15 protein-coding genes and 2 pseudogenes are annotated in these 19,344 nt (G+C 33.6%); 12 read left to right on the forward strand and 5 right to left on the reverse strand.

Annotation, left to right across the window (positions count from 1 at the left end; translation table 11 throughout):
- Window position 1 precedes the first annotated feature (1 nt).
- From ACERJO_RS18960 to ACERJO_RS18980, 5 genes are all read left to right on the forward strand, one after another.
- Window positions 2-1,564, forward strand: coding sequence for a Tn7-like element transposition protein TnsE (locus tag ACERJO_RS18960; protein WP_373648526.1), 1,563 nt, complete (start codon window positions 2-4; stop codon window positions 1,562-1,564).
- A 230-nt stretch (window positions 1,565-1,794) separates the two neighbouring features.
- The gene (locus ACERJO_RS18965; RefSeq protein WP_247107393.1) at window positions 1,795-2,559 is read left to right on the forward strand and encodes a hypothetical protein; all 765 of its coding nucleotides are present in this window, start codon (window positions 1,795-1,797) and stop codon (window positions 2,557-2,559) included.
- A gap of 18 nt (window positions 2,560-2,577) precedes the next feature.
- Window positions 2,578-4,278 (forward strand): hypothetical protein, encoded by a 1,701-nt coding sequence (locus tag ACERJO_RS18970; protein WP_247107392.1) that lies wholly within the window; start codon window positions 2,578-2,580, stop codon window positions 4,276-4,278.
- An 18-nt stretch (window positions 4,279-4,296) separates the two neighbouring features.
- Window positions 4,297-5,841, forward strand: coding sequence for a hypothetical protein (locus ACERJO_RS18975; protein ID WP_247107391.1), 1,545 nt, complete (start codon window positions 4,297-4,299; stop codon window positions 5,839-5,841).
- Window positions 5,828-7,855 (forward strand): Eco57I restriction-modification methylase domain-containing protein, encoded by a 2,028-nt coding sequence (locus tag ACERJO_RS18980; RefSeq protein ID WP_247107390.1) that lies wholly within the window; start codon window positions 5,828-5,830, stop codon window positions 7,853-7,855. The genes ACERJO_RS18975 and ACERJO_RS18980 overlap by 14 nt, the downstream gene beginning before the upstream one ends.
- Window positions 7,856-8,218: 363 nt before the next feature.
- Here ACERJO_RS18980 and ACERJO_RS18985 read toward each other — a convergent pair.
- Window positions 8,219-8,897 (reverse strand): annotated as a pseudogene (locus ACERJO_RS18985) (IS3 family transposase); the annotation flags it as partial.
- A gap of 253 nt (window positions 8,898-9,150) precedes the next feature.
- A complete protein-coding gene (locus ACERJO_RS18990; RefSeq protein WP_373648527.1) occupies window positions 9,151-10,179 on the reverse strand; it encodes a zinc-binding alcohol dehydrogenase family protein in 1,029 nt (342 codons plus the stop codon).
- Between the two features lie 116 nt (window positions 10,180-10,295).
- Here ACERJO_RS18990 and ACERJO_RS18995 point away from each other — a divergent pair, with 116 nt between their 5' ends.
- The 7 genes and pseudogenes from ACERJO_RS18995 to ACERJO_RS19025 all read left to right on the forward strand — a co-directional run bounded on the left by ACERJO_RS18995 (window position 10,296) and on the right by ACERJO_RS19025 (window position 16,371).
- Complete coding sequence (locus ACERJO_RS18995) at window positions 10,296-10,631, forward strand: winged helix-turn-helix transcriptional regulator (protein ID WP_373648528.1); 336 nt, start codon at window positions 10,296-10,298, stop codon at window positions 10,629-10,631.
- Between the two features lie 384 nt (window positions 10,632-11,015).
- Window positions 11,016-11,386, forward strand: a pseudogene (locus tag ACERJO_RS19000) (Mu transposase C-terminal domain-containing protein); the annotation flags it as partial.
- A gap of 37 nt (window positions 11,387-11,423) precedes the next feature.
- Window positions 11,424-12,116 (forward strand): response regulator transcription factor, encoded by a 693-nt coding sequence (locus ACERJO_RS19005; RefSeq protein ID WP_373648529.1) that lies wholly within the window; start codon window positions 11,424-11,426, stop codon window positions 12,114-12,116.
- Complete coding sequence (locus tag ACERJO_RS19010) at window positions 12,113-13,108, forward strand: sensor histidine kinase (protein ID WP_373648530.1); 996 nt, start codon at window positions 12,113-12,115, stop codon at window positions 13,106-13,108. The genes ACERJO_RS19005 and ACERJO_RS19010 overlap by 4 nt, the downstream gene beginning before the upstream one ends.
- Window positions 13,109-13,222: 114 nt before the next feature.
- Window positions 13,223-13,984, forward strand: coding sequence for an ABC transporter ATP-binding protein (locus ACERJO_RS19015; RefSeq protein WP_373648531.1), 762 nt, complete (start codon window positions 13,223-13,225; stop codon window positions 13,982-13,984).
- Entirely contained in the window at window positions 13,974-15,824 is a 1,851-nt protein-coding gene (locus ACERJO_RS19020) for an FtsX-like permease family protein (RefSeq protein WP_373648532.1), read from the forward strand. Before ACERJO_RS19015 ends, ACERJO_RS19020 begins: the two co-directional genes overlap by 11 nt.
- A 199-nt stretch (window positions 15,825-16,023) precedes the next feature.
- A complete protein-coding gene (locus ACERJO_RS19025; protein ID WP_373648533.1) occupies window positions 16,024-16,371 on the forward strand; it encodes a hypothetical protein in 348 nt (115 codons plus the stop codon).
- Here the strand turns inward: ACERJO_RS19025 and ACERJO_RS19030 are convergent.
- The 3 genes from ACERJO_RS19030 to ACERJO_RS19040 are packed head-to-tail and all read right to left on the reverse strand — an operon-like array spanning window position 16,352 to window position 18,752.
- The gene (locus tag ACERJO_RS19030) at window positions 16,352-17,083 is read right to left on the reverse strand and encodes an ABC transporter permease (protein WP_247107527.1); all 732 of its coding nucleotides are present in this window, start codon (window positions 17,081-17,083) and stop codon (window positions 16,352-16,354) included. The genes ACERJO_RS19025 and ACERJO_RS19030 overlap by 20 nt on opposite strands.
- The gene (locus ACERJO_RS19035) at window positions 17,083-18,018 is read right to left on the reverse strand and encodes an ABC transporter ATP-binding protein (protein ID WP_373648534.1); all 936 of its coding nucleotides are present in this window, start codon (window positions 18,016-18,018) and stop codon (window positions 17,083-17,085) included. The genes ACERJO_RS19030 and ACERJO_RS19035 overlap by 1 nt, the downstream gene beginning before the upstream one ends.
- Window positions 18,015-18,752, reverse strand: coding sequence for a MerR family transcriptional regulator (locus ACERJO_RS19040; RefSeq protein WP_247107529.1), 738 nt, complete (start codon window positions 18,750-18,752; stop codon window positions 18,015-18,017). Before ACERJO_RS19040 ends, ACERJO_RS19035 begins: the two co-directional genes overlap by 4 nt.
- Window positions 18,753-19,344: the final 592 nt, after the last annotated feature.

Consider the following 19,344-nt stretch of genomic DNA (forward strand, 5'->3'; position numbering starts at 1 on the left):
TATGCTTAAGATTAAACCTTGGCCTTTTAAAGATGAAGTTGTCTCTCTGCATTGGATTGGAAATGTCAAAATGAAGCCAAACCAGCAGTGGCATATTGAAGTTGCATTTAAAGTAAAGGATAAACTTCAAATAATTACTCTACCTATTGGTTTGCTTCCTATTCTTAGAGTAGGCCAATATTATCAGAACGGATTGCAATTTACAACGCAAAAGGAAGGGACGTACGGCGACGCAAGAGTAAAAGAGTTTCAAAATGGTAAGGTACAAAATGCCATTGATGTATGTAGAAAGTTTAACTATTTTTTATATAGAGAACCCACATTAATGAATCAGAAAGTCTGGTCATTTCAATCAAATAAAATTACTTATCATATTCCACAAGTTGAATTGATTCGCTCCCTATTTGCAAAGAACAAAACATTATCGAATTTATTGTTAAGACCGAACGGATTAGACTTTTTGATTTCTGAAGCAGCCTACTTTGGAGAAAATAGTGCCGTCATCGATTTTAACAATCACCTTCCTGCTGCAGTCATAAACAGTAAATTTGTTCATTACTTTGCTTGGTTATATTTGAATAAGGCTATTAAGCAATCTTTTGCTTCAGTTCAAAGCAACATTTATGCTAACGCTGCAGAAAGAAGTGGACATCTAGCTCTAGAAGTTGCAGTACCTGCACTAAAAAACAATAAAATTGCATTTCGGGGTTTAATAAAAAATCATGAAGTAATGATTTTAGAGTTAATAGGTATTGATAATATAACCATTCCAGTTTCTCAAATTGAATACAGTCACCCGTCTATTAAGAAACGTAAATATACAAATGCGCCTAGAAAGCATCGTTTAGGTGAGTCAAACAGTAAAGAAGGGCAGCATACCCTTAATGAAAATGAAGAAAAGCGCTCCAGGGAAGATACAAATCAATCAGTGATTGAAGCTGAGCCAATTCAATTAGGATTTAAAGAGCCAGCTGCAATAAAAGCAGTTAGAAAGTGTGAACAAGAAATAAATAAGGGGGATATATATGTATCTAATAAGGGGAGCGGTGGGGGAACTAAGAAGGAGAAGGTAGTTGGTGTCGATGAAGCTATTTATGGAGGTGCAATTAAGCCATTGGAGTTTCAGACATTGGAGATTGCGAGGGAACTTTCAGGTTATGGGCTTGAGGGTTTTATTAAGATGATAAATTACATAATAGAGAGCAACCCAGAATTATCTGTTTCCTTAAATATTGTTTATCTCCCATTAGGTAGAAAGTTCTCAAATATCCCCGATGGTAGAAGAAGAGTGTGTGCGATTGCAAAAGTTTCTAGTTCTGTTAAAACTTCATACATACTTGAAGTATCAGTTCCGGATAATAGAACTGTTTCAACACTAATAATTCCTACAGAAGGAAGTTATCAGAATGATGAGAGCAGGATTATGGAACTACTTTCAAAGTTAGTTTTTTCTAGTGGAAATTGGAGTAAGTCTTTTATGGGGTCGATTCAACACATAAAAGTAAGACACTTAACAGAAAGTCCTAGTAAGTGGGGAAGTAGAATTGCACGAATTATCTTTTAATAATGTGTTTTCGTACGTGAATAGAGAAAATTTATCAACTTGATCAGTTGTAAAAACATTGTTATGTGGGGATAATGAGAATTAACGCTCTTTTACTTTGATTTCATAGTTACTGTATTATTTATTATGAGTTTTTTAAGAAATAAAATTGACAAACGTATTCTTTAATCGATAAACTTTATTTATCGATTAATTTTACTTATCGATTAATAAATGAGAGGAGGGTAGAAATGAAATTATATCCTATATATGAATTTCCTCCTTCTTTAGAAGAGCTGGAAGAATTAATAAGATTTATTGATTTAAGTCCATCATTATCTTTAGAAAAATTAAGGGATATCGCTAGCCAATTATATGGTAAACGTATGTCAAGAACTAATATTCTTATAAAAGATCTTGCGAAATTAGGTTTAATTGAGGGGAGAAGTGTAGTCACTCTTACATGGGAGGCACAATTGTATGTTGATTTGAATAGAAAACTAGATAAATTATTAGTGCATAATGTATATAAGATTAATGACTTGTTTGAAAGTTGTAAGTTGATATGTAAGATCGATCCCAAAATTACAATGACTAATCCATCATTATATAAAGAAGTTTTAAAACATGGTTATAGTGAGGAAAATATACGGACTGTCACTGAAAAATTATATGCAATAAAGCGCCTTATTAAAGCAAGTCAAAGAGAAGGCGTATTTAACCCTTTTTTAGAGTATGAACAATATATAGACTTCCTTTCATTATTGAAAAAGGAATATCTAATTCTTGTAGGTGGGTATGGGAAAAATGCATCTATTACTAGTCTTTTTGAAGCGTTACAGAAATATGGTTATGAAAGAGAAGACTTCAAAAGGAATTTAGATTTGCTATATAGTGATCCTATATTTGCAACTTACACATCTTTTTCGACTGTTAATATTGATTTTGCTAAGAAAGATTATTTTTTAATTAAGGATGATACCTTTTATTATATCAAAATTAAAAAGTCTTTTTAAAAAATGGGGGCTAAATAAATGAATATTGAAAAATTATTTAGGAATGAAGAGGATTTATCAGTTCCTACCGTTAGAAAAGAGTTAACTGGCATGAAAAATTCACAGCCACCTCAATCCCCAACATTTATTATTAACCAACAAGTAGTAAAAGATAGAATTACACAAAAGCTTTTGGATTGTGATAGTGGTTGGGATTTCGCACATATAGTTTTAACTGGTAGAGTTGGAGGAGGGAAAACTCATTTTTTAAACTGGATAGAATCTAGGTTAAAAGACCAGGGTAACTATTATACAATGAAATTTCAAGTTCAAGAGACCAATGTCGTAAAGTATAGCTTTGTAAGAATGGTTGTCTCCAAATTATTTCAACTTCATTTTAGTGACTTTACAAGTTGCTTTAAACAACTAGTTAATAATATGACGATAACTGAAAGTCAAGATAGAGATACAGATATAAGTATAATCAGCGAAAAACTTGGAGTTAGTAGTAATTTAGCAACTCTTTTTTTTACAATATACAAAGGTGAAAATAAGAGTAGTGCAGCTATGAGAGTTTTAGGGGCATCACATGGCAGAACAGAAATAAGTAAATTAGGAATCAGGGAATTAAATAATACTGATTATATAAATATAATACATTTTTTTGTAAAAGGAAAAAAGAAAGAAGGTTTTCTTCTTATTCTATTAGATGAATTTGAACATGCTTTTTCAGCATTAACAACTGCAGCAAGGAGAAATTTTTATATTAGTTATAAAGAGTTTATTGATAAGGTTATAAGTTTTGAACCACCATCAGTTGCATTAATCACATCTGTTACTGAACAATATGAGGGGAATTTAAAAGAAGCGGTTTCTAAAGGTGAATTTGCCTTATGGACTCGTTTAGAACATCATGTGCTTGAATTAAGTGAATTTAATCCTTCAGATGTACATGAATTCGAAGAATTATTTCACGAGTTGGCAGTTAGATATCAAAAAGGTTATGGATATGACGTAGGACTTGAATATGCTAAAGAAATGAAAAAGCAATTTTATGCTTACTTAGGTGATACAACTCAGGCAATAAGTTATCGAGATGCGATTTCAAATATGTTAAAGATAATGGACGACTTAAGATTAAAAGGGAAAAACTTATCCGATTTTCAAAAAGAGAAACAAGTCAGTTCAAATCTTATAGACAATATTGTAGATATCAAAACTCCACCTAATGTTAAAACAGACGAGGAAAGAATTTTAGATGAAGTTAGTGCACAATGGCAGAAGGCACATCATAATCAAAGGCCAGGTCTAATAAAATCTTCACTTGAGAAGATATTTTCAGATTTAAATTACCAAATTGTAAGGTTTAAAACAGAGTTTGGTCTAGAAGAATTAGCGTCAGTGTTGTATATTCGAGAAAATATTAATGAAAAATTGATTTATATTGCTACTGCATCTAATCCTAAGAGTCTAGGGAATAAATTTCAACGGTGTTTAAATTTTAAAGATGAACTAAGTGAAGTTGGAAAAGAGAGTGAATTTGCTACTGTTTTCGTTTACCAAAAAGAAGCTGAAACTGAAACGGTTTTAAATTACTTTAGAAATCATCCAGATATAATAAATGTGCCTTTAGATCAAAATGAATTGTTAAATTTACTTGCTTACAGTAATGCTAACACAAATGCTCTAAAGAAAAAGTTATCAACAAAGTTTGAAAGATTTGTATCTAACTTTAATTAAACGGAGAGGTTGTTTAAAGTGCTTGCTGATGAAGTGAAAAGTTGGTTATTTATTGAATTTTCTGTTCCAGAAGGTGTTGAACTAGAAGAATCAGACGTAGTAGAGATATTGGACTCTTTAAAACTTAAGTATAAATTTCTAATAAGCCAGGTTATTGTCTTTGATTCAAACAATAAACCAAGTATTGATAAAGTAGATAAACTAAAGTTAATGATAGCTCAAATTGTCCTAGCAAAATATAAAAAGTCTGATGATGAATCAGACTATGATGAGGACTCCTTGAATTTTTTAATCTATGAATCGCAAGAGATTTTATTTAGTTTTAATATTGTAGGGGAAGATATAAGCGATGAGGATTTTATAAATTATTTAGTACGCATTCAAGATGGCGAAGTAATAAACTATGATAAAGAATCTGAGTTTCTAGCAAACGTAGATTATGAAGTGAAACATTATTCGCCGATACCTCTATTCCATAATATTCGTTGTAGTAATATTGCAATATTCAAGTTGAGAACTTTGTCGCTGGGTTTTGCTATTATTGGTTATATGAAAATAAATAGTGAGTTTAGGGTCACTATAAAAGCATTTAAATATGATATGTTAAAGTATATTATAGATAATTTGCATAAATATGAGTGGATCCAAAATGTAAAGTGGGAAAATAATATAAATTGGAATTGGTTAATGAGTAGAAGTGTACCCTCAGGCTATCGTATAGCTGAAGAACATATTACATCAAATGAACTAATGAAATCTTTCTTGAAGATCACAAAAGCAAATGCATTAGAAGGTAAAATGTCGTTTGTTTTAGAAAGATTATTAAATAAAGGTTACTTGAACGAGAAAGAATATATTGAAAATATTTCTTCGGATAGAGAGATAAACAAATTTTTGTCTACTTATCATAGGCTTATTAGTAACAATTTCCCAGAGAAAGGTATCTGGATTGATCCATCATTAGGTCTTATTTTTGATGAGAAAAATAGAGAAGACCCTAAAAGAATTATAGAGAATAATTCTTTTGAGAAGATATATGCTCCTACATATCATTTATTACACTATATAAGAATGTTTTGGCATCAAGAGTTTGTAGAAGAAGTTGTGAAAAAAGTGAAGGAAGAATTTAATATAGAACATAGCAATTATAAAATAATAAATATTAAAACTGATGCTCAATTTGATTTGAAAAGGGACGGCGATCCCATTAGTAGCTCTAGAGACATAGATATATTAATTAGAATTAAAGATAATAGGAAAAATTCTGAGTATATTGTTGCGATCGAAGCAAAAAGGAATGCGGATGAGTTTGGTAATGTAAAAAAAGACATTGAAAAAAAGATTACTCAAAGATATGCACGTATTTTCAAAGCATTTATAATGATAGCCTATTTTAATAAAAATGATTCTGTAACTAGGCAAGATGATGTAAAGTGGGGACACGATGAGACGCCCCTAAAGAGGCCGTTATTTTTGTGTGCTAATACAAATTTTCAAAGTTTGGTAAGTGATTTAAAGGATACAATAACCATGCTGAGTGAGATGACCAATGAATATGAATAGTAAAATGACTAATTCATATATATTAGATGCCTCACAATTTCTAAAGAAATTTGTATCAAAAGAATTAGATACTTTCTCATTACTGTATGGACTTTTGTATTGTAATAAATATGTTGAATTAGCTTCATTATTAAACAAGCCATACAATATTGAACAAATTAAATTAGAAGCTATGAGTAAATTTAATGAAGAGATTTTTAATACACTTAATGTGAATTCATTATCTGCGTTAAAGATGTTAGATTGGCTTATAAAAAATCCTCCTCCTGAAACTGACGAAGATATTTTAGGGTCTATATATTTGATATTGTCAGAAGGAGAAAAGAGAAAAAAATTAGGGGAGCATTATACCCGAATGGATCTTGTTAACCTAATTTATAATGAATATAAAGTGGAAGAAAACATAGAAAGAAAGATAATAGACCCGGCATGTGGTTCTGGAAACTTTCTAGTCGCATATTTAAATAGGTTGCTTTTAAAATTTAATGATAATGCTGTGTTAAAAAGGAATATTATAGAAAAATTATATGGCGGAGAAATAATTGGAGTAGATATACAAAAAAATACTTGTCTGATCGCCAAGCTTCGATTATTGATGCTAATCTTTAAATATTCATGCCAGAATAACCCGAAAAAAACTATACCCATTTATCAATTGGATAGTTTGAGTAATGAAAAAAGTGAAATCCTAAGGGAGAACCAGTATGATTTAGTTGTAACTAATCCACCTTACCTAAGGTATCATTCTTTAAATGTAAACCAAAGAAAGTTATATAAAAAGAAATATTATTCTGCAAAAGGCAAATATGATTTATATACACTATTTATAGAAAAATCAATTCAACTTGTAAATAAAAAGGGAGGGAAAATAGCAATTGTAACTTCTGACAAATTTATGAGTGCATCTTATGGGCAGGCGATAAGGGAGTATGTGGAAGATAACGTTTATTTATCTAAAGTATTGGATTTAAGTGCTATTTTTCCTTTTAAAGCAGCTGTTCTTTCTGCTGTATATTTTTTTGAAACACCTAAAAGAGAAGTGAATGAATTTGCCATCTGGGAAAAAGTGGTGCAACAAGATGAGTCCTTGTCTGTAAATAAGCTGGGTACAGTTAATTTGGGGAGTTATTGGCGATACAATTTTCCATTAATGGAAGGAGTAATAAAAAAAATAAATGAACACCCTAAGGTAAAATATTTAAGTGAGTATATTGAAAGTATACTAGTTGGTTTTCAAAGTACGGCAGATTCTGTGTTTTGTAAACAAATAACCAATGAATTTATCAATAAAAATAAATTAGAGAAAAATTTAGTATTCCCAATGTTAAGAGGTAAGAATTTAAGAAGATGGACGTATCAATGGACAGGTGATAAAGAAGGTTCAGATACTTTTGTTTTATATCCTTATATTGAAAAATCAGGAATGACTCATAGGATTAATTTAGAAGATTTCCCTAATGTAAATAAATATTTGTCAGCACATAAACCTGAGCTAGAACAAAGGAAATATATAAAGAAAAGAAACGGTAAAGAATGGTACGAGCTTTGGGTAGAACGTTCACATAATACATTTAAGAATATAAAAATTTTGACCCCTGATCTATCTTCTGAATGCAGATTTTCATTAGATACAAGTGGATTCTTTTATAACGGGACAATTTACGCGATTCGGCTTAAAGCTAACTTCTCGTTAGATGATTATAAATTTTTGTTGGGGATATTAAATAGTAAATTAACTTTGTTTATTCACAAGCAATTAAACCCTGTCCATTTAAATTCAAAAAGATTCCGATTTCAGTCTCCTATTATGAAAAGATATCCAATCATTTTCTTAGATAAAAAAGATACTTTATACTGCGAAATGGTGTCACTCGTTGATAATATCTTAGAAGCTAAATTAATGAAAGGTGATATTGAGAAAAAAGAGACGAAGGTGGATGATTTAGTATATAGGATATATGGGCTTAGAAAAGAAGAAATAGATATTATTGAAAATTTTTTGTCCGAAAAATAAACTTTTAAATTAAGAGTGCAGAGTATGTAAGACTCTGCACTTTTATTTTGCTATAAACAGGTGTAACTTTGTGCATTTTTCTCTATAAGTTAAACAACTTTATTATTAATTATCTTTCATTAGTTGCTGAGTAAGTAAATATTTTTAAACAACTTTCTATAATACCATTTGATTATCTGAACGGTATTATATTTTTTAGATGGGTTAAAATTAAACAACTTTATTATCTCTACACAAATTGTAGATTTGAAATAAAGATGTACCGGTTATAAGAAAGTTATACCGTTTGTAATAAAGTTGTACTGTTTTACCCCTTTGGATATAATTTGAACTGACCCATTAAAACGGGACAAGAAAAAACACCTATGCTGCCATAGTCCTGAACTCAACAGGGCTGTGGCAATTTAGTTTTGCAAATGGTCGTATATAGTTGTAATAATACATGTAAGATTCTACTTTTCTAGTACAATAGAGTTTGTAAGGCGCACTCTATTTAGAGTGTTGAATTCTTCCGACTTTAGCGAGGAGTGGAAGGATTCGATTACGGCATTATCAAAGCAGTTTCCTTTCCGGGACATGCTTGTGGTAATGCCTTTTTGTTTAGCTAGCTCTTGAAACTTGTAAGAAGTGTATTGAGCTCCTTGATCACTGTGCAAAATAACATTATTTGTCTCTCTGCCTTTACATGCAGCTTCTAATGTATCTAAGACAAGCTTAACCTCCTGTTTATCACTCACTTTATAAGCTATAATTTCGTTATTATATAAGTCCATTATGGTTGATAGATAAAGCATTTTCTCTCCATAAGGTAAGTAAGTAATATCAGTAACCCACTTTTGATTAGGGTGCTCAGCCTTGAAATCCTGTTTTAGAAGATTTGGGACGACAAATTTGCTTTCCCCAGCGTATAAACCTTTCTTTTTACTTTGATTTGACACTGAAGATGATATTTCTGCATGATCTTTTGTACGGTCTTTCGATTTACTTTTATTTTATGATCATTTTTGAGAATACCTCTTACAATTTTAAATGCCATTTCATACATTTTTTACATGCCAAATACAACTTTATAACCTATGTGTATCTTTGAGATTTTTTAAGTGTGAAGATTAAACTTTATTTTTGATAAAAATATGGTAAAAAACAAATTTTATTCCGACTAGAAGTAGCGTATTAGAATGAAAAGAGTGCTGCTTTAATAAAAATTAGTAAACACTCCTTTTTAATACAGAAAGTAATTTTGTTCTAGTATAACTCCTTTTACTATTAATAGTAAACTTCACATTGATTCTTAATTAAAAATCTTTCAAAACAACCTTTCCAATTGCTTTTCCTGTTTCCAGCCAAGCATGAGCTTTCCGTAAATTTTCCGCATTTATTGGTGATAATTTTTTGTTGACAGTTGCATGGATTAGATTGTTGTCCACCAATTCAGCAACATGATTTAATAGATTGTGTTGACTAATCATATCCTCCGTCTGATACATCGATTTGGTAAACATGGTTTCCCAAGCAAATGTGACACTCTTATTTTTTAATAGTGTTAGGTTAAGTGTTTCGTCTGTCTCCTCAATCGAACAAATCTTGCCTTGGGGAGCAATACTTTCTGCCATATTTTCCCAATGCTTTTCTGTAGAATGCAAGCATAAGATATAATTTACGCTAGTTATGTTTAATTTCTCCAACTGTGGTGAAAAGGCTTCATAGTGATTGATAATAAAATCTGCACCCATCTCTTTTATCCATTCAGCAGTTTCTGGTCTAGAAGCAGTACCAACCACGGTTAAGCCAACAGTCTTAGCTAGTTGAACAGCTATTGATCCAACGCCTCCGCCAGCACCGATGATTAAAACTGTTTTCCCTTTATTATCTTCTTGGTTATGACTGATCGCTAAACGCTCAAACAACGCTTCATAGGCAGTGATAGACGTAAGTGGTAAGGAAGCAGCTTCTGTAAAATCTAGATAATTCGGTTTTTTACCTGCAATTCTTTCATCCACCAGATGAAACTCACTATTTCCACCTGGTCTAGTGAAATCTCCTGCGTAATAAACCTCATCCCCAGGCTTAAACAGCGTACAATCTTCTCCAACTTCTTTTACAATGCCGGAAACATCCCAGCCTAAGATTTTAGGGTTTTGCTCTACCTTGTCTTTTGGTGAACGGACTTTATAATCAACAGGATTCACAGCAATAGCTTTTACCTGAACAAGCATATCTCTTCCCGTTGGCTTTGGTTTTTCCACTTCTAAATCTAAGAGACTTTCTGAATTATCAATCGGTAAATAACGATAAAGTCCAATTGCTTTCATTGTCTGGCTCATTCCAATTCCTCCTTAACTCTTTATAAGCCGATTCTAACATTATGAAATTGTTTTTCAATCGTGTAAAATATGTAACAAAGTAACCGTTTTGTAACCAGCAGAGAGGGGATTTTGAAATGGAACGAAAAGTCCATGATCGCATGGAAGGCTGCCCGGTAGAAAGTACATTACAGATTATATCTGGAAAATGGAAAAGTGTGATTTTATATCGTTTAATCAAGCATAAGGTCTGTCGTTTTAGTGAATTGCAACGCTATATGCCAGGCTGTTCACGAAGAATGTTATCCTTGCAGCTGACTGAACTGGAAGCAGACAATATTATCTCCAAAAAAGTCTATCCAGTGATTCCTCCGAAAACAGAGTACAGCTTAACTGAATTAGGAAAAACATTAACCCCTCTGATTGCGGAAATGAATAAATGGGGAGAAATGTATAACCAAATGCAAAAATAACCCCAGATAGAAAATGATCAAACTTTTTTATAAAAACTTCACACCCATTCACAAGAAAAGAATCCGTTTTGATCAATCTTCTTTTCAAAACGGATTCTTTTTATTTGCCCAAAAATGTGAATTTGAGAGATATTTTTAATCAAACTTTATTTCAGAGCTACACAAAAATTGTGGCTTTGAAATAAAGTTGCGACGTTTTACCCCTTTGGATATGATTGTCTAAAGGGTTTTTTTGTGGTGAAAAGAATAGAATATCTAAAGTCGAAAAATGGATTAAAGAAGGTCGGGGAACGGGCAGTGGGGCAGATTATCAGCCATGGATAAAAATTCAAGATGTTTCCTCACTAGGTCGGTCAACGAGATTAAAGGGTATAAAAACTGGCAGACAACTTAATTAATAATCTTAATATTAAAATTGAGAATACTACGGCTTACCGTGGAGATTGGAAAAGGATTGTTGAAAGGAAATTCCGTACGTTTAACGGGAAGGTCAAGCAAAAAGCACCTGGAGCAATTCAAAAGGAATACCGGGAGCGTGGAGATCAGGATTATCGCTTAAATGCTACGCTGAATTTAAAGGAATTTACGTCTCTTATTATTGCAATGGCGCTGCATCACAATCAAAAACACCCTAATGAAAAAGAAATGGTTGCCGAAGGATTAGTTCCAACGCCTATTAATTTATGGAATTGGGCATTCAAAATCGTACAGGAAGGCTAAGAAAAATTGATAGACATATTCTTAAATACGATGTTTATATAAAAATTTTGAGAATAAAGAGGCGGGGATATTATGTATAGAATATTAATTGTGGAGGATGAAATAAGTATTACTAATACATTAAAAAATCGTCTTAAAAAATACGGATATGAGTGTCATACAATAGAAGATTTTAAAAGAGTTCTCGATGTTTTTCAAGAAACAGAACCGCATTTAGTTATTATGGATATAAATCTTCCTTACTTTGATGGATATTACTGGTCAAGAAAAATAAGGCAGATATCCACATGTCCAATTATGATTCTGTCTGCTCGAATGAGCGAACTAGACCAGATATATGGTATTGAAAATGGTGCAGATGATTTTATCACTAAGCCTTTTGTAATGGATGTCGTATTAGCAAAAATCAATGGGCAAATTCGACGTACCTATGGAGAGTATGCAAAAAACGCAGAACGACGAATATTACAAATCGGTAATACCATCTTAAATTTGGACACAGTACGTTTATCTACACCGAAACAGGAGGAAGTATTGACGGTAAAAGAGCTCCAGCTTTGTAATATGTTTTTTGAGGCTTTTCCAAATGTTGTCACAAGACAGCAGCTGCTTTCTGTTATATGGGACGAAGAAGGATTTGTAGAAGAAAATACACTCACAGTGAATATCAAAAGATTGCGAAAAAAATTAGAAAATGTCCAATCCTCCTTAGAACTAAAAACGATTCGGGGAATTGGCTACCAATTAATGGAGAAAGGCGAATGAAGTTATTTATAAAGGATCATCTCAGCTTTATTCTTTTGTATCTGATCACTTTTATCTGCTTGCCTTTTATCATTGAACAATTAGATGGTTTTGAAAATCATTATTATTATTTTAGTTTTTTAGCCATTACTTTATTAATGATTCTGCTTGCTATTCGCTATCTTCGTCGCAAAAAAATGTATACACATTTAAAGAAAGAAAATGTGGACCAAGCTGGTTTTCTTGTCTATCGTCCTCATGCTCCAATAGAAAAAGCATATGCCAATCAATTAAAGGGATTTTCCTCCTTACTTTTAAAAGAACAGGACACGTATCAAGATTTTTTACAGGAGCAGCAGCTACTTATTTCACATGCGGTGCATCAGATGAAGACGCCTATTTCTGTCATGCAATTGCTTGTTCAATCGAATCAAATAAACGATGTCAAATCGTTGGGAGAATGGCAGAAAGTAAAAGCCGAATGCGATAAAATAAACTTTTCGTTATATCAGCTATTGACTTATAGCCGCTCTACCCAAATATTATCTGATTTGAAAATTGAAGCGATGCCACTAAAGAAAGTAATACAAGAGGTTATTAATGATTTAAAAGATTACTTTATTGAGGAAGAACTATTTCCCAAGGTGACAATAGCGGAAGAAGTTATTCTTTATTCAGACCGAAAGTGGATGAAAGTAGTTGTCTACCAACTGCTTAGTAATGCGATTAAATATGGTGAGAAGTACTCTACTGTTCATATTTATTACAGGAATGGTCAGTTATCGATTCATAACAGAGGGGAAACCATTCCAAAAAGTGAGATCAATCGCTTATTCAATTTGTTCTATACAGGTTCAAAAGGACGGAAAAGAAGTGAAGCAACAGGAATAGGTTTATACTTAGTCAAAAGGATTTTGATTACCCTAGATCATCCGTTTGAGTTAACGTCTCATCATCAAGAAACCATTTTCACCATTGATCTTTCCAAAAGTATTAGTACGGCTGCCGATTGAGGTAGCCGTTTTGAATGTGTCAATATTGTCACTTTGCCGTCATGTTTTTAAATATTAAGGAATGGACTACTTCGGTATATTAAAGGTAACAATGAAAGAACAGGAGTGATATATATGTCAGATATCATTTTAAATGTTCAACAACTCCATAAGGAGTATGTGGGAGAAGTGAACTATAAAGCTTTAAAAGGAATTGATTTTCAACTGAAACGTAATGAATTTGTCTCTGTAATGGGCCCATCTGGAAGTGGGAAGACGACATTTTTAAATTGTATATCAACCATAGACCGTCCGACAAATGGTTCTATTATAATTAACCAAAAAAATCCATATGAACTGAATGATGAAGGTCTTGCAAAGTTTCGACGTAGTGAATTGGGTTTTGTTTTTCAAGATTTTAACTTGGTTCACACATTAACCGTAGAAGAAAATATTTTATTACCATTGACACTCGATGCAGTGAGTGCAAAGGATATGACATCCCGTTTAGCGGAAGTCGTTGAGTTTTTAGGAATTGAAGAAATAATGAAGAAGAGAACCTTTGAAATTTCAGGGGGACAGAAGCAACGTGTAGCCATTGCACGAGCAGTTATTCATCAGCCTAGTCTATTATTAGCAGATGAGCCGACTGGGAATCTGGACTCTAGAGCAGCAAATAGCGTAATGACGCTATTTCAATCCATTCACGAAACGTTTCAAACCTCTTTATTAATGGTCACACATGATCCGTATGTTGCCAGTTTTGCTGAGCGAGTGATTTTTATGCAAGACGGGATGCTCTACAATGAAATACAGAGAGGTGACCACAAGCAGCAATTCTATCAAGAAATTGTAGATACACTGACATTTTTGGGTGGTGGATATCATGAGCTTTAATCATATTGTCATTCAAAATATATTACGGGATAAATGGACCTATATTTCCTATTTTCTGAGTAGCGTCTTTTCTATTTTAGTCTTTTTCTTTTTTTTGATTACTGCATTTCATCCAATGATGAATGCAATCGATCCGCATAGCTCACTTGGAATCACTATGATTCTTTGTAGTATGATTGTCTATATTTTTTCTTTTATTTTTATTATTTATTCGATGCTGGCTTTTTTAAAGAAGAAAACGAAAAGCCTTGGCGTCTTTATTATTTCTGGAGCATCGACGAAGCAAGTGCAGAAAATGGTATTCCGAGAAAATATGCTGATTGCATTTGCTGCAATTATTATAGCCATAGTTGTTGGATTAATCGTTTCTCCTCTGTTTTTAATGGTCGTTAAAAATGTCTTAGAGGCAGATAGCTTTGGAATGTATGTACCCGTACAAGCTATTGCAATGACATTCATTTTATTTAGTGTTTTATTTTTAATTGTTTCCAAAATAACGACACGATTTATCAAGAAAGAAGAAGCTGTACAACTGTTAAAAGCAGATGTAACACAGGAAAAATTAATACTTCCAACTCCATGGAGGTTCCTTTTATCCATCTTAGTGAGTACAGTTTTATTACTACTTTTTAAAGTAAGCCCAGGTATCATTGAAAGCTTAGGAATTGGTTATTTTATTATTTTGTTTATCAGTTTGTTAATGACGATTTATATTGTATTAACCCAAGGAATCTGGTTTACGATTCGGAGATTGAAAAAAAGCTCCTCGTATTACAGAAAAACCAATATGTTATTTGTATCGAATTTACAAGCCAAAGGCAATTCACACGCTCATGTCATTTATTTGCTCAGTATTTTACTGCTTGCAGTATTTGTTACGACGAGTGTTTTGTACAGTTCGTATTATAATGTCGAAGAAAATACGGAAGCTGTATATCCGTATAGCTTTCAATATATTTCACTTCCAGATAATCCTTTAGAAAAAGAACAGCAAGATATTGAATTTATGGAGACAACCCTTGAGCAAACAGTGGGAGATTTCGATGCGTATCAATCTGCGTTCAAAACAGACCAAGACCGCAGGATTGGCTTCCTGTCGAATGCTAATTTCAATGCACTTGGTACACACCAAGCGATAACACTTAACGATAATGAATATTATGTTGTGGCAGGAAATGAGGGAATAATTCCAAATACGGATGCCATTCAGGATTATGTGGATGACCCGCTTCAGAACGTAGGATTAGAAGAACGAATGATTCTTACAACAGGCTTTCGGGCAGTATATTATGTTATACCAGATGCGATTTATGAAGAAATCAATTATCCAGAATATCATGTGTTTGCCTATGAATTAGAGGACTGGACAGAGAAGCGGGATGTAGCAGAAAAAATAGAATCACAAATCATGACAGAACCAGGTGAGAGTTATGTCGCATCGAAAATTTCATTATATGATGTTGAGTTATTTGTAAAGAGGATCTTGTTCTTTATTGGTTTTATGCTTAGTCTGATTTTTTTAAGTGCAGCCATGAGTATTCTTTATTTTTACTTGCAGACCTCTTTAGCGGGAGAAAAAGAAAAATATTTGGGCATTCGCAAAATCGGGCTATCTATGAAAGAAATTAGTGTTATTGTGACAAGAGAATTAGCAATACTGATTTTTGTCCCTCTTACAATTGCTACGATTTTATTATTTATCGTGTTATTCAGTATTCGTGATGTACTTTCACCAGCTTTTTTCCAGATGACTACGGTGGGTGTAGGAATTATTTTGCTGTTGTTTACTCTGAGCTTTATTATTATACGCAAGGCATATTTGAACAAATTGGTAGAGTAAGTGATAAAACATGTTAATCTTGATTTCAAAAATCTAAGCAAGATTCATCTCTATTTTCAAAAGTTACAAGTTGTTTCACTAAATGTAATGTCACAAAGCGTTCTTTCGTTTCTTAGAGGACGCTTTTTCTTTGTGTGCCCGATAGGTCTAACTTCTTGGGCTCACTACAGGCTAGGCAGTAGGAAAGTGGAAAGCAAGGGTGTCTATTGTGACGTGGCATCTGAAGGAAGCACGTGGGAGGAAAGGGCTTAGACTTACCCGGGTGACATTAGATAACCAAAAGTATGAGAAGGATAAAATTTATACGATGATAGAAATATTAACAGATCTTGAATTTGATCTAAAGCTCTTTATTGCTAAACAAGAAAATTTTAATCGAATAAAAAAGAGACTTGTAGCTTCTTCTCCTTATTTATCAACTGAATTACTTAACCAAATTCATGATTTTCATCCAGAAACAGAAAAAGGACTTCCCTCCAAGTCCCTTTCCCACTTATTTTCATCTGAAATGGAATATTTTTTTACCGTTACTTCCGATTTAAAATAAATATAGCTCCACCAAACCCTAAAATGCACCATACCATTAAATTAATATAATTTCCCATCGTTGCATCAAAGGTAGATGCAGCCAGTGAAGCGCGCATCACTTCTGCCATCGAATAAATGGGTAACACTTCATGAAGTGACTGAAGCCATTCGGGCAGCCGATCCATTGGGAAATTTACCGGTGAAAACATAAGTGCTCCAAATACAACAACCTGGGAAATACCCATTGATGCTGTAGGTGACAACAGATAGGAAAATCCATATCCAACACCAATTGAAGTTAATGCAATCATGAGTAATACCGGAACGACCGTCCAGGAGATATCATATCCGGGAGTGAACATGAGGTGTGCAACAATAGATGAAACGATTATTCCCGGCAAGGTAATCAATAACCATATGGTTGTATCTGCCCCAAGGATAACAGAGCGTCTCACAGGCCAGGTACGCATGTACTCCATATATCCATCTGTCTTTGCCGTACCAATTTGCTGAGGCAGGATAACCATTCCTGCAATAATCAAAATAATCGTCGGGGCTCCTGTTGCTAAAAATAGAATTGTTTCCGTATCGGGGTTTGGTATAAGATAGGAAAATCCTATAACAATCCCTATGGATATTAGTATTTGTAATAAAGCCATAAATATAAAAAACCCGGCATTTCTAAGAAGCTGCATTTGAAAAACATACTTATAATGGCTGACCATATTCATTAAGAAACTACCCCCTTTTTAGAAGTTAATTCAATATAAACATCCTCAATTGTAGTTGGAGACAGGGAATAGTCTATAACAAGGCCTTTATCTGTCTGATTCTTTGCCCAATCAATCGTGGAGGATACTTTTGATGGATCTAAAGAGAAAATAAGTCGGGTTCCGTTCTGATGCGGGGAAAGTGCCCAGCCAGGAACCTCGATATTTTTAAATTCCTTTTCCAGACTAAGTTCAATTCGCATCCGGTCTGCTACTAAACTTTTTACTTCCGAAGGATCCCCTTGTGTCAATATTTTTCCTTTATCCATAATAGCCACACGGTCCACTGTCTTTTCCGCTTCCAGAACATTGTGCGTTACTAAAATAACGGCGCTCCCGTTTTTCGTCAAGTCACGTATCACCTGCCAAAGGTAACTTCTGCGAACCGGATCAACATCATTGGTTGGCTCATCAAGGATAACTAACTCACCTGGGGCAATCACCGCCATACAAAAGGCTGTCAGCCTTCGCACTCCACCCGACAGCTTTTCGCCTTCTGTATTCGCCCAAGCCCCCATATCCAATGCTTCAAAAAGTGCTTCCACACGCTTTGGTTCAAACTTTTTCCCCAATCGCATTTTCCCTATGAGCGTCACTGCCTGCTTTGGAGTAAGTAAGCCCAATGATACTTGGGATTGTGGCTGTACGGAACAAATGGACCTAGCACGTGCAGGTGATTGCATGACTGATTCCCCCAGCAAATGAATGTCACCATGATCAGGTGTTAACAGTCCTAATATTTGATTAACTAACGTCGTTTTTCCCGCACCATTATGTCCAAGAAGGCCAAATATTTCTCCTTCATTAATCGTAAATGTGAGATTGTCATTGGCAACATTCTTGGATTCTTCTTTACCACGAAAAACCTTCGTAACACCTTTTATATCGAGAATCATTTTTTTAATTCCTCCTTTGCAATAAAAACACTTTCAATAAATTGGATAACATCTTTGTTCATAGGGTAAAAAGCAATGCCTTCCTTTAAATTCTGCAGTGCTCCCCACATATCTCCAAGTAATTTTTCGTCATTTCCATACATTTCCTCTGCTTGATTTAACCAGTTTTCCACCATCTGTTGTGCCTTTTCTGAAGCCGGGTCAATGGTAAGATTATTTTTGATATCATGAATGACCTTCATCCAATTCCTTATGTCTTCCTCACTCATATTTTGCACATTCATATCCATGATTTTTTTCATTTCATCGTCGCTCAAGTAATCTTTATATTGCTGTAAGGCATCTTCAGGATCCTGTTGATACAGCTGAATAATACTAAAAATAATTTGCCAGTTAATTTCACCTTCGATCTCAATGGAATACGAGACACCAAGCAGTGATTGCTCCAGGACCTGCAGACGTTCCTGTTCCCGTTTAATCAATTCCAGTTGCTGCTGGATCGACTCCTGCCAGGTCGAAGTGGAATTTTCCAGGATATCTTTAATTTGCTCCAGTGAAAATCCCATATATTTTAAAGCTAAAACTCGTTCCAGCCGCATAACGTCATCCTCACTGTATAAGCGGTGCCCTCCCTCCGTTTTTGATGAAGGTTTAATCAAACCAATTTCATCATAATAATCCAATGTCCTCACAGTAACACCGGTATTCTTCGAGAGCTTTCCAATCGTGTACATTACTTCACCTCACCTTTATTTTCTATAGTATAAAACAGCACGTTACGTGCTGTTCAATAGGTAAATGAAAAATTTTATCAGCCCCCTTCTTGATTCGGGCCATTGTTGAAGATCAACATTAGAAAGTGTTTTCAAAATGGAATCTTACTTATATACGGTATATATGGGTTTGAGAGGTGTTTTTGATCGAATTTTGTTTCAAAGCTACAAAAATAAAGTGGATTCAAACTAACCTCTTCGGTATGATATCCGTAAGAGGTTAGTTTGAATTTTTCTAAGAAAACAACTATTTAGAATAAGAAAGATAACATGCTTATTAAGATGTACCATATAGGTGGCAGACGATTTAGGTATTAACGGAGGATACAGTACCGAGGCTGGATCCTTTTGCTCAATATCCCTCCAATCCTTGTTCAATGAGGATTCAATCTCATAAACAATCAAGTGAATATTCTCACTGTATAGGTCGTACGATTTCTATTCCTACATAATGAAGTTATGCGTTACAATTCAGTATCAGTTTATCTAAAGTTATAAAGATCTAGTAAAATGAAATCAAGAATAATAGTCATTACGGAATAAGTTTTTAGGA

The organism is Halalkalibacter sp. AB-rgal2 (assembly GCF_041821005.1).
GTDB lineage: Bacteria > Bacillota > Bacilli > Bacillales > Bacillaceae_D > Halalkalibacter.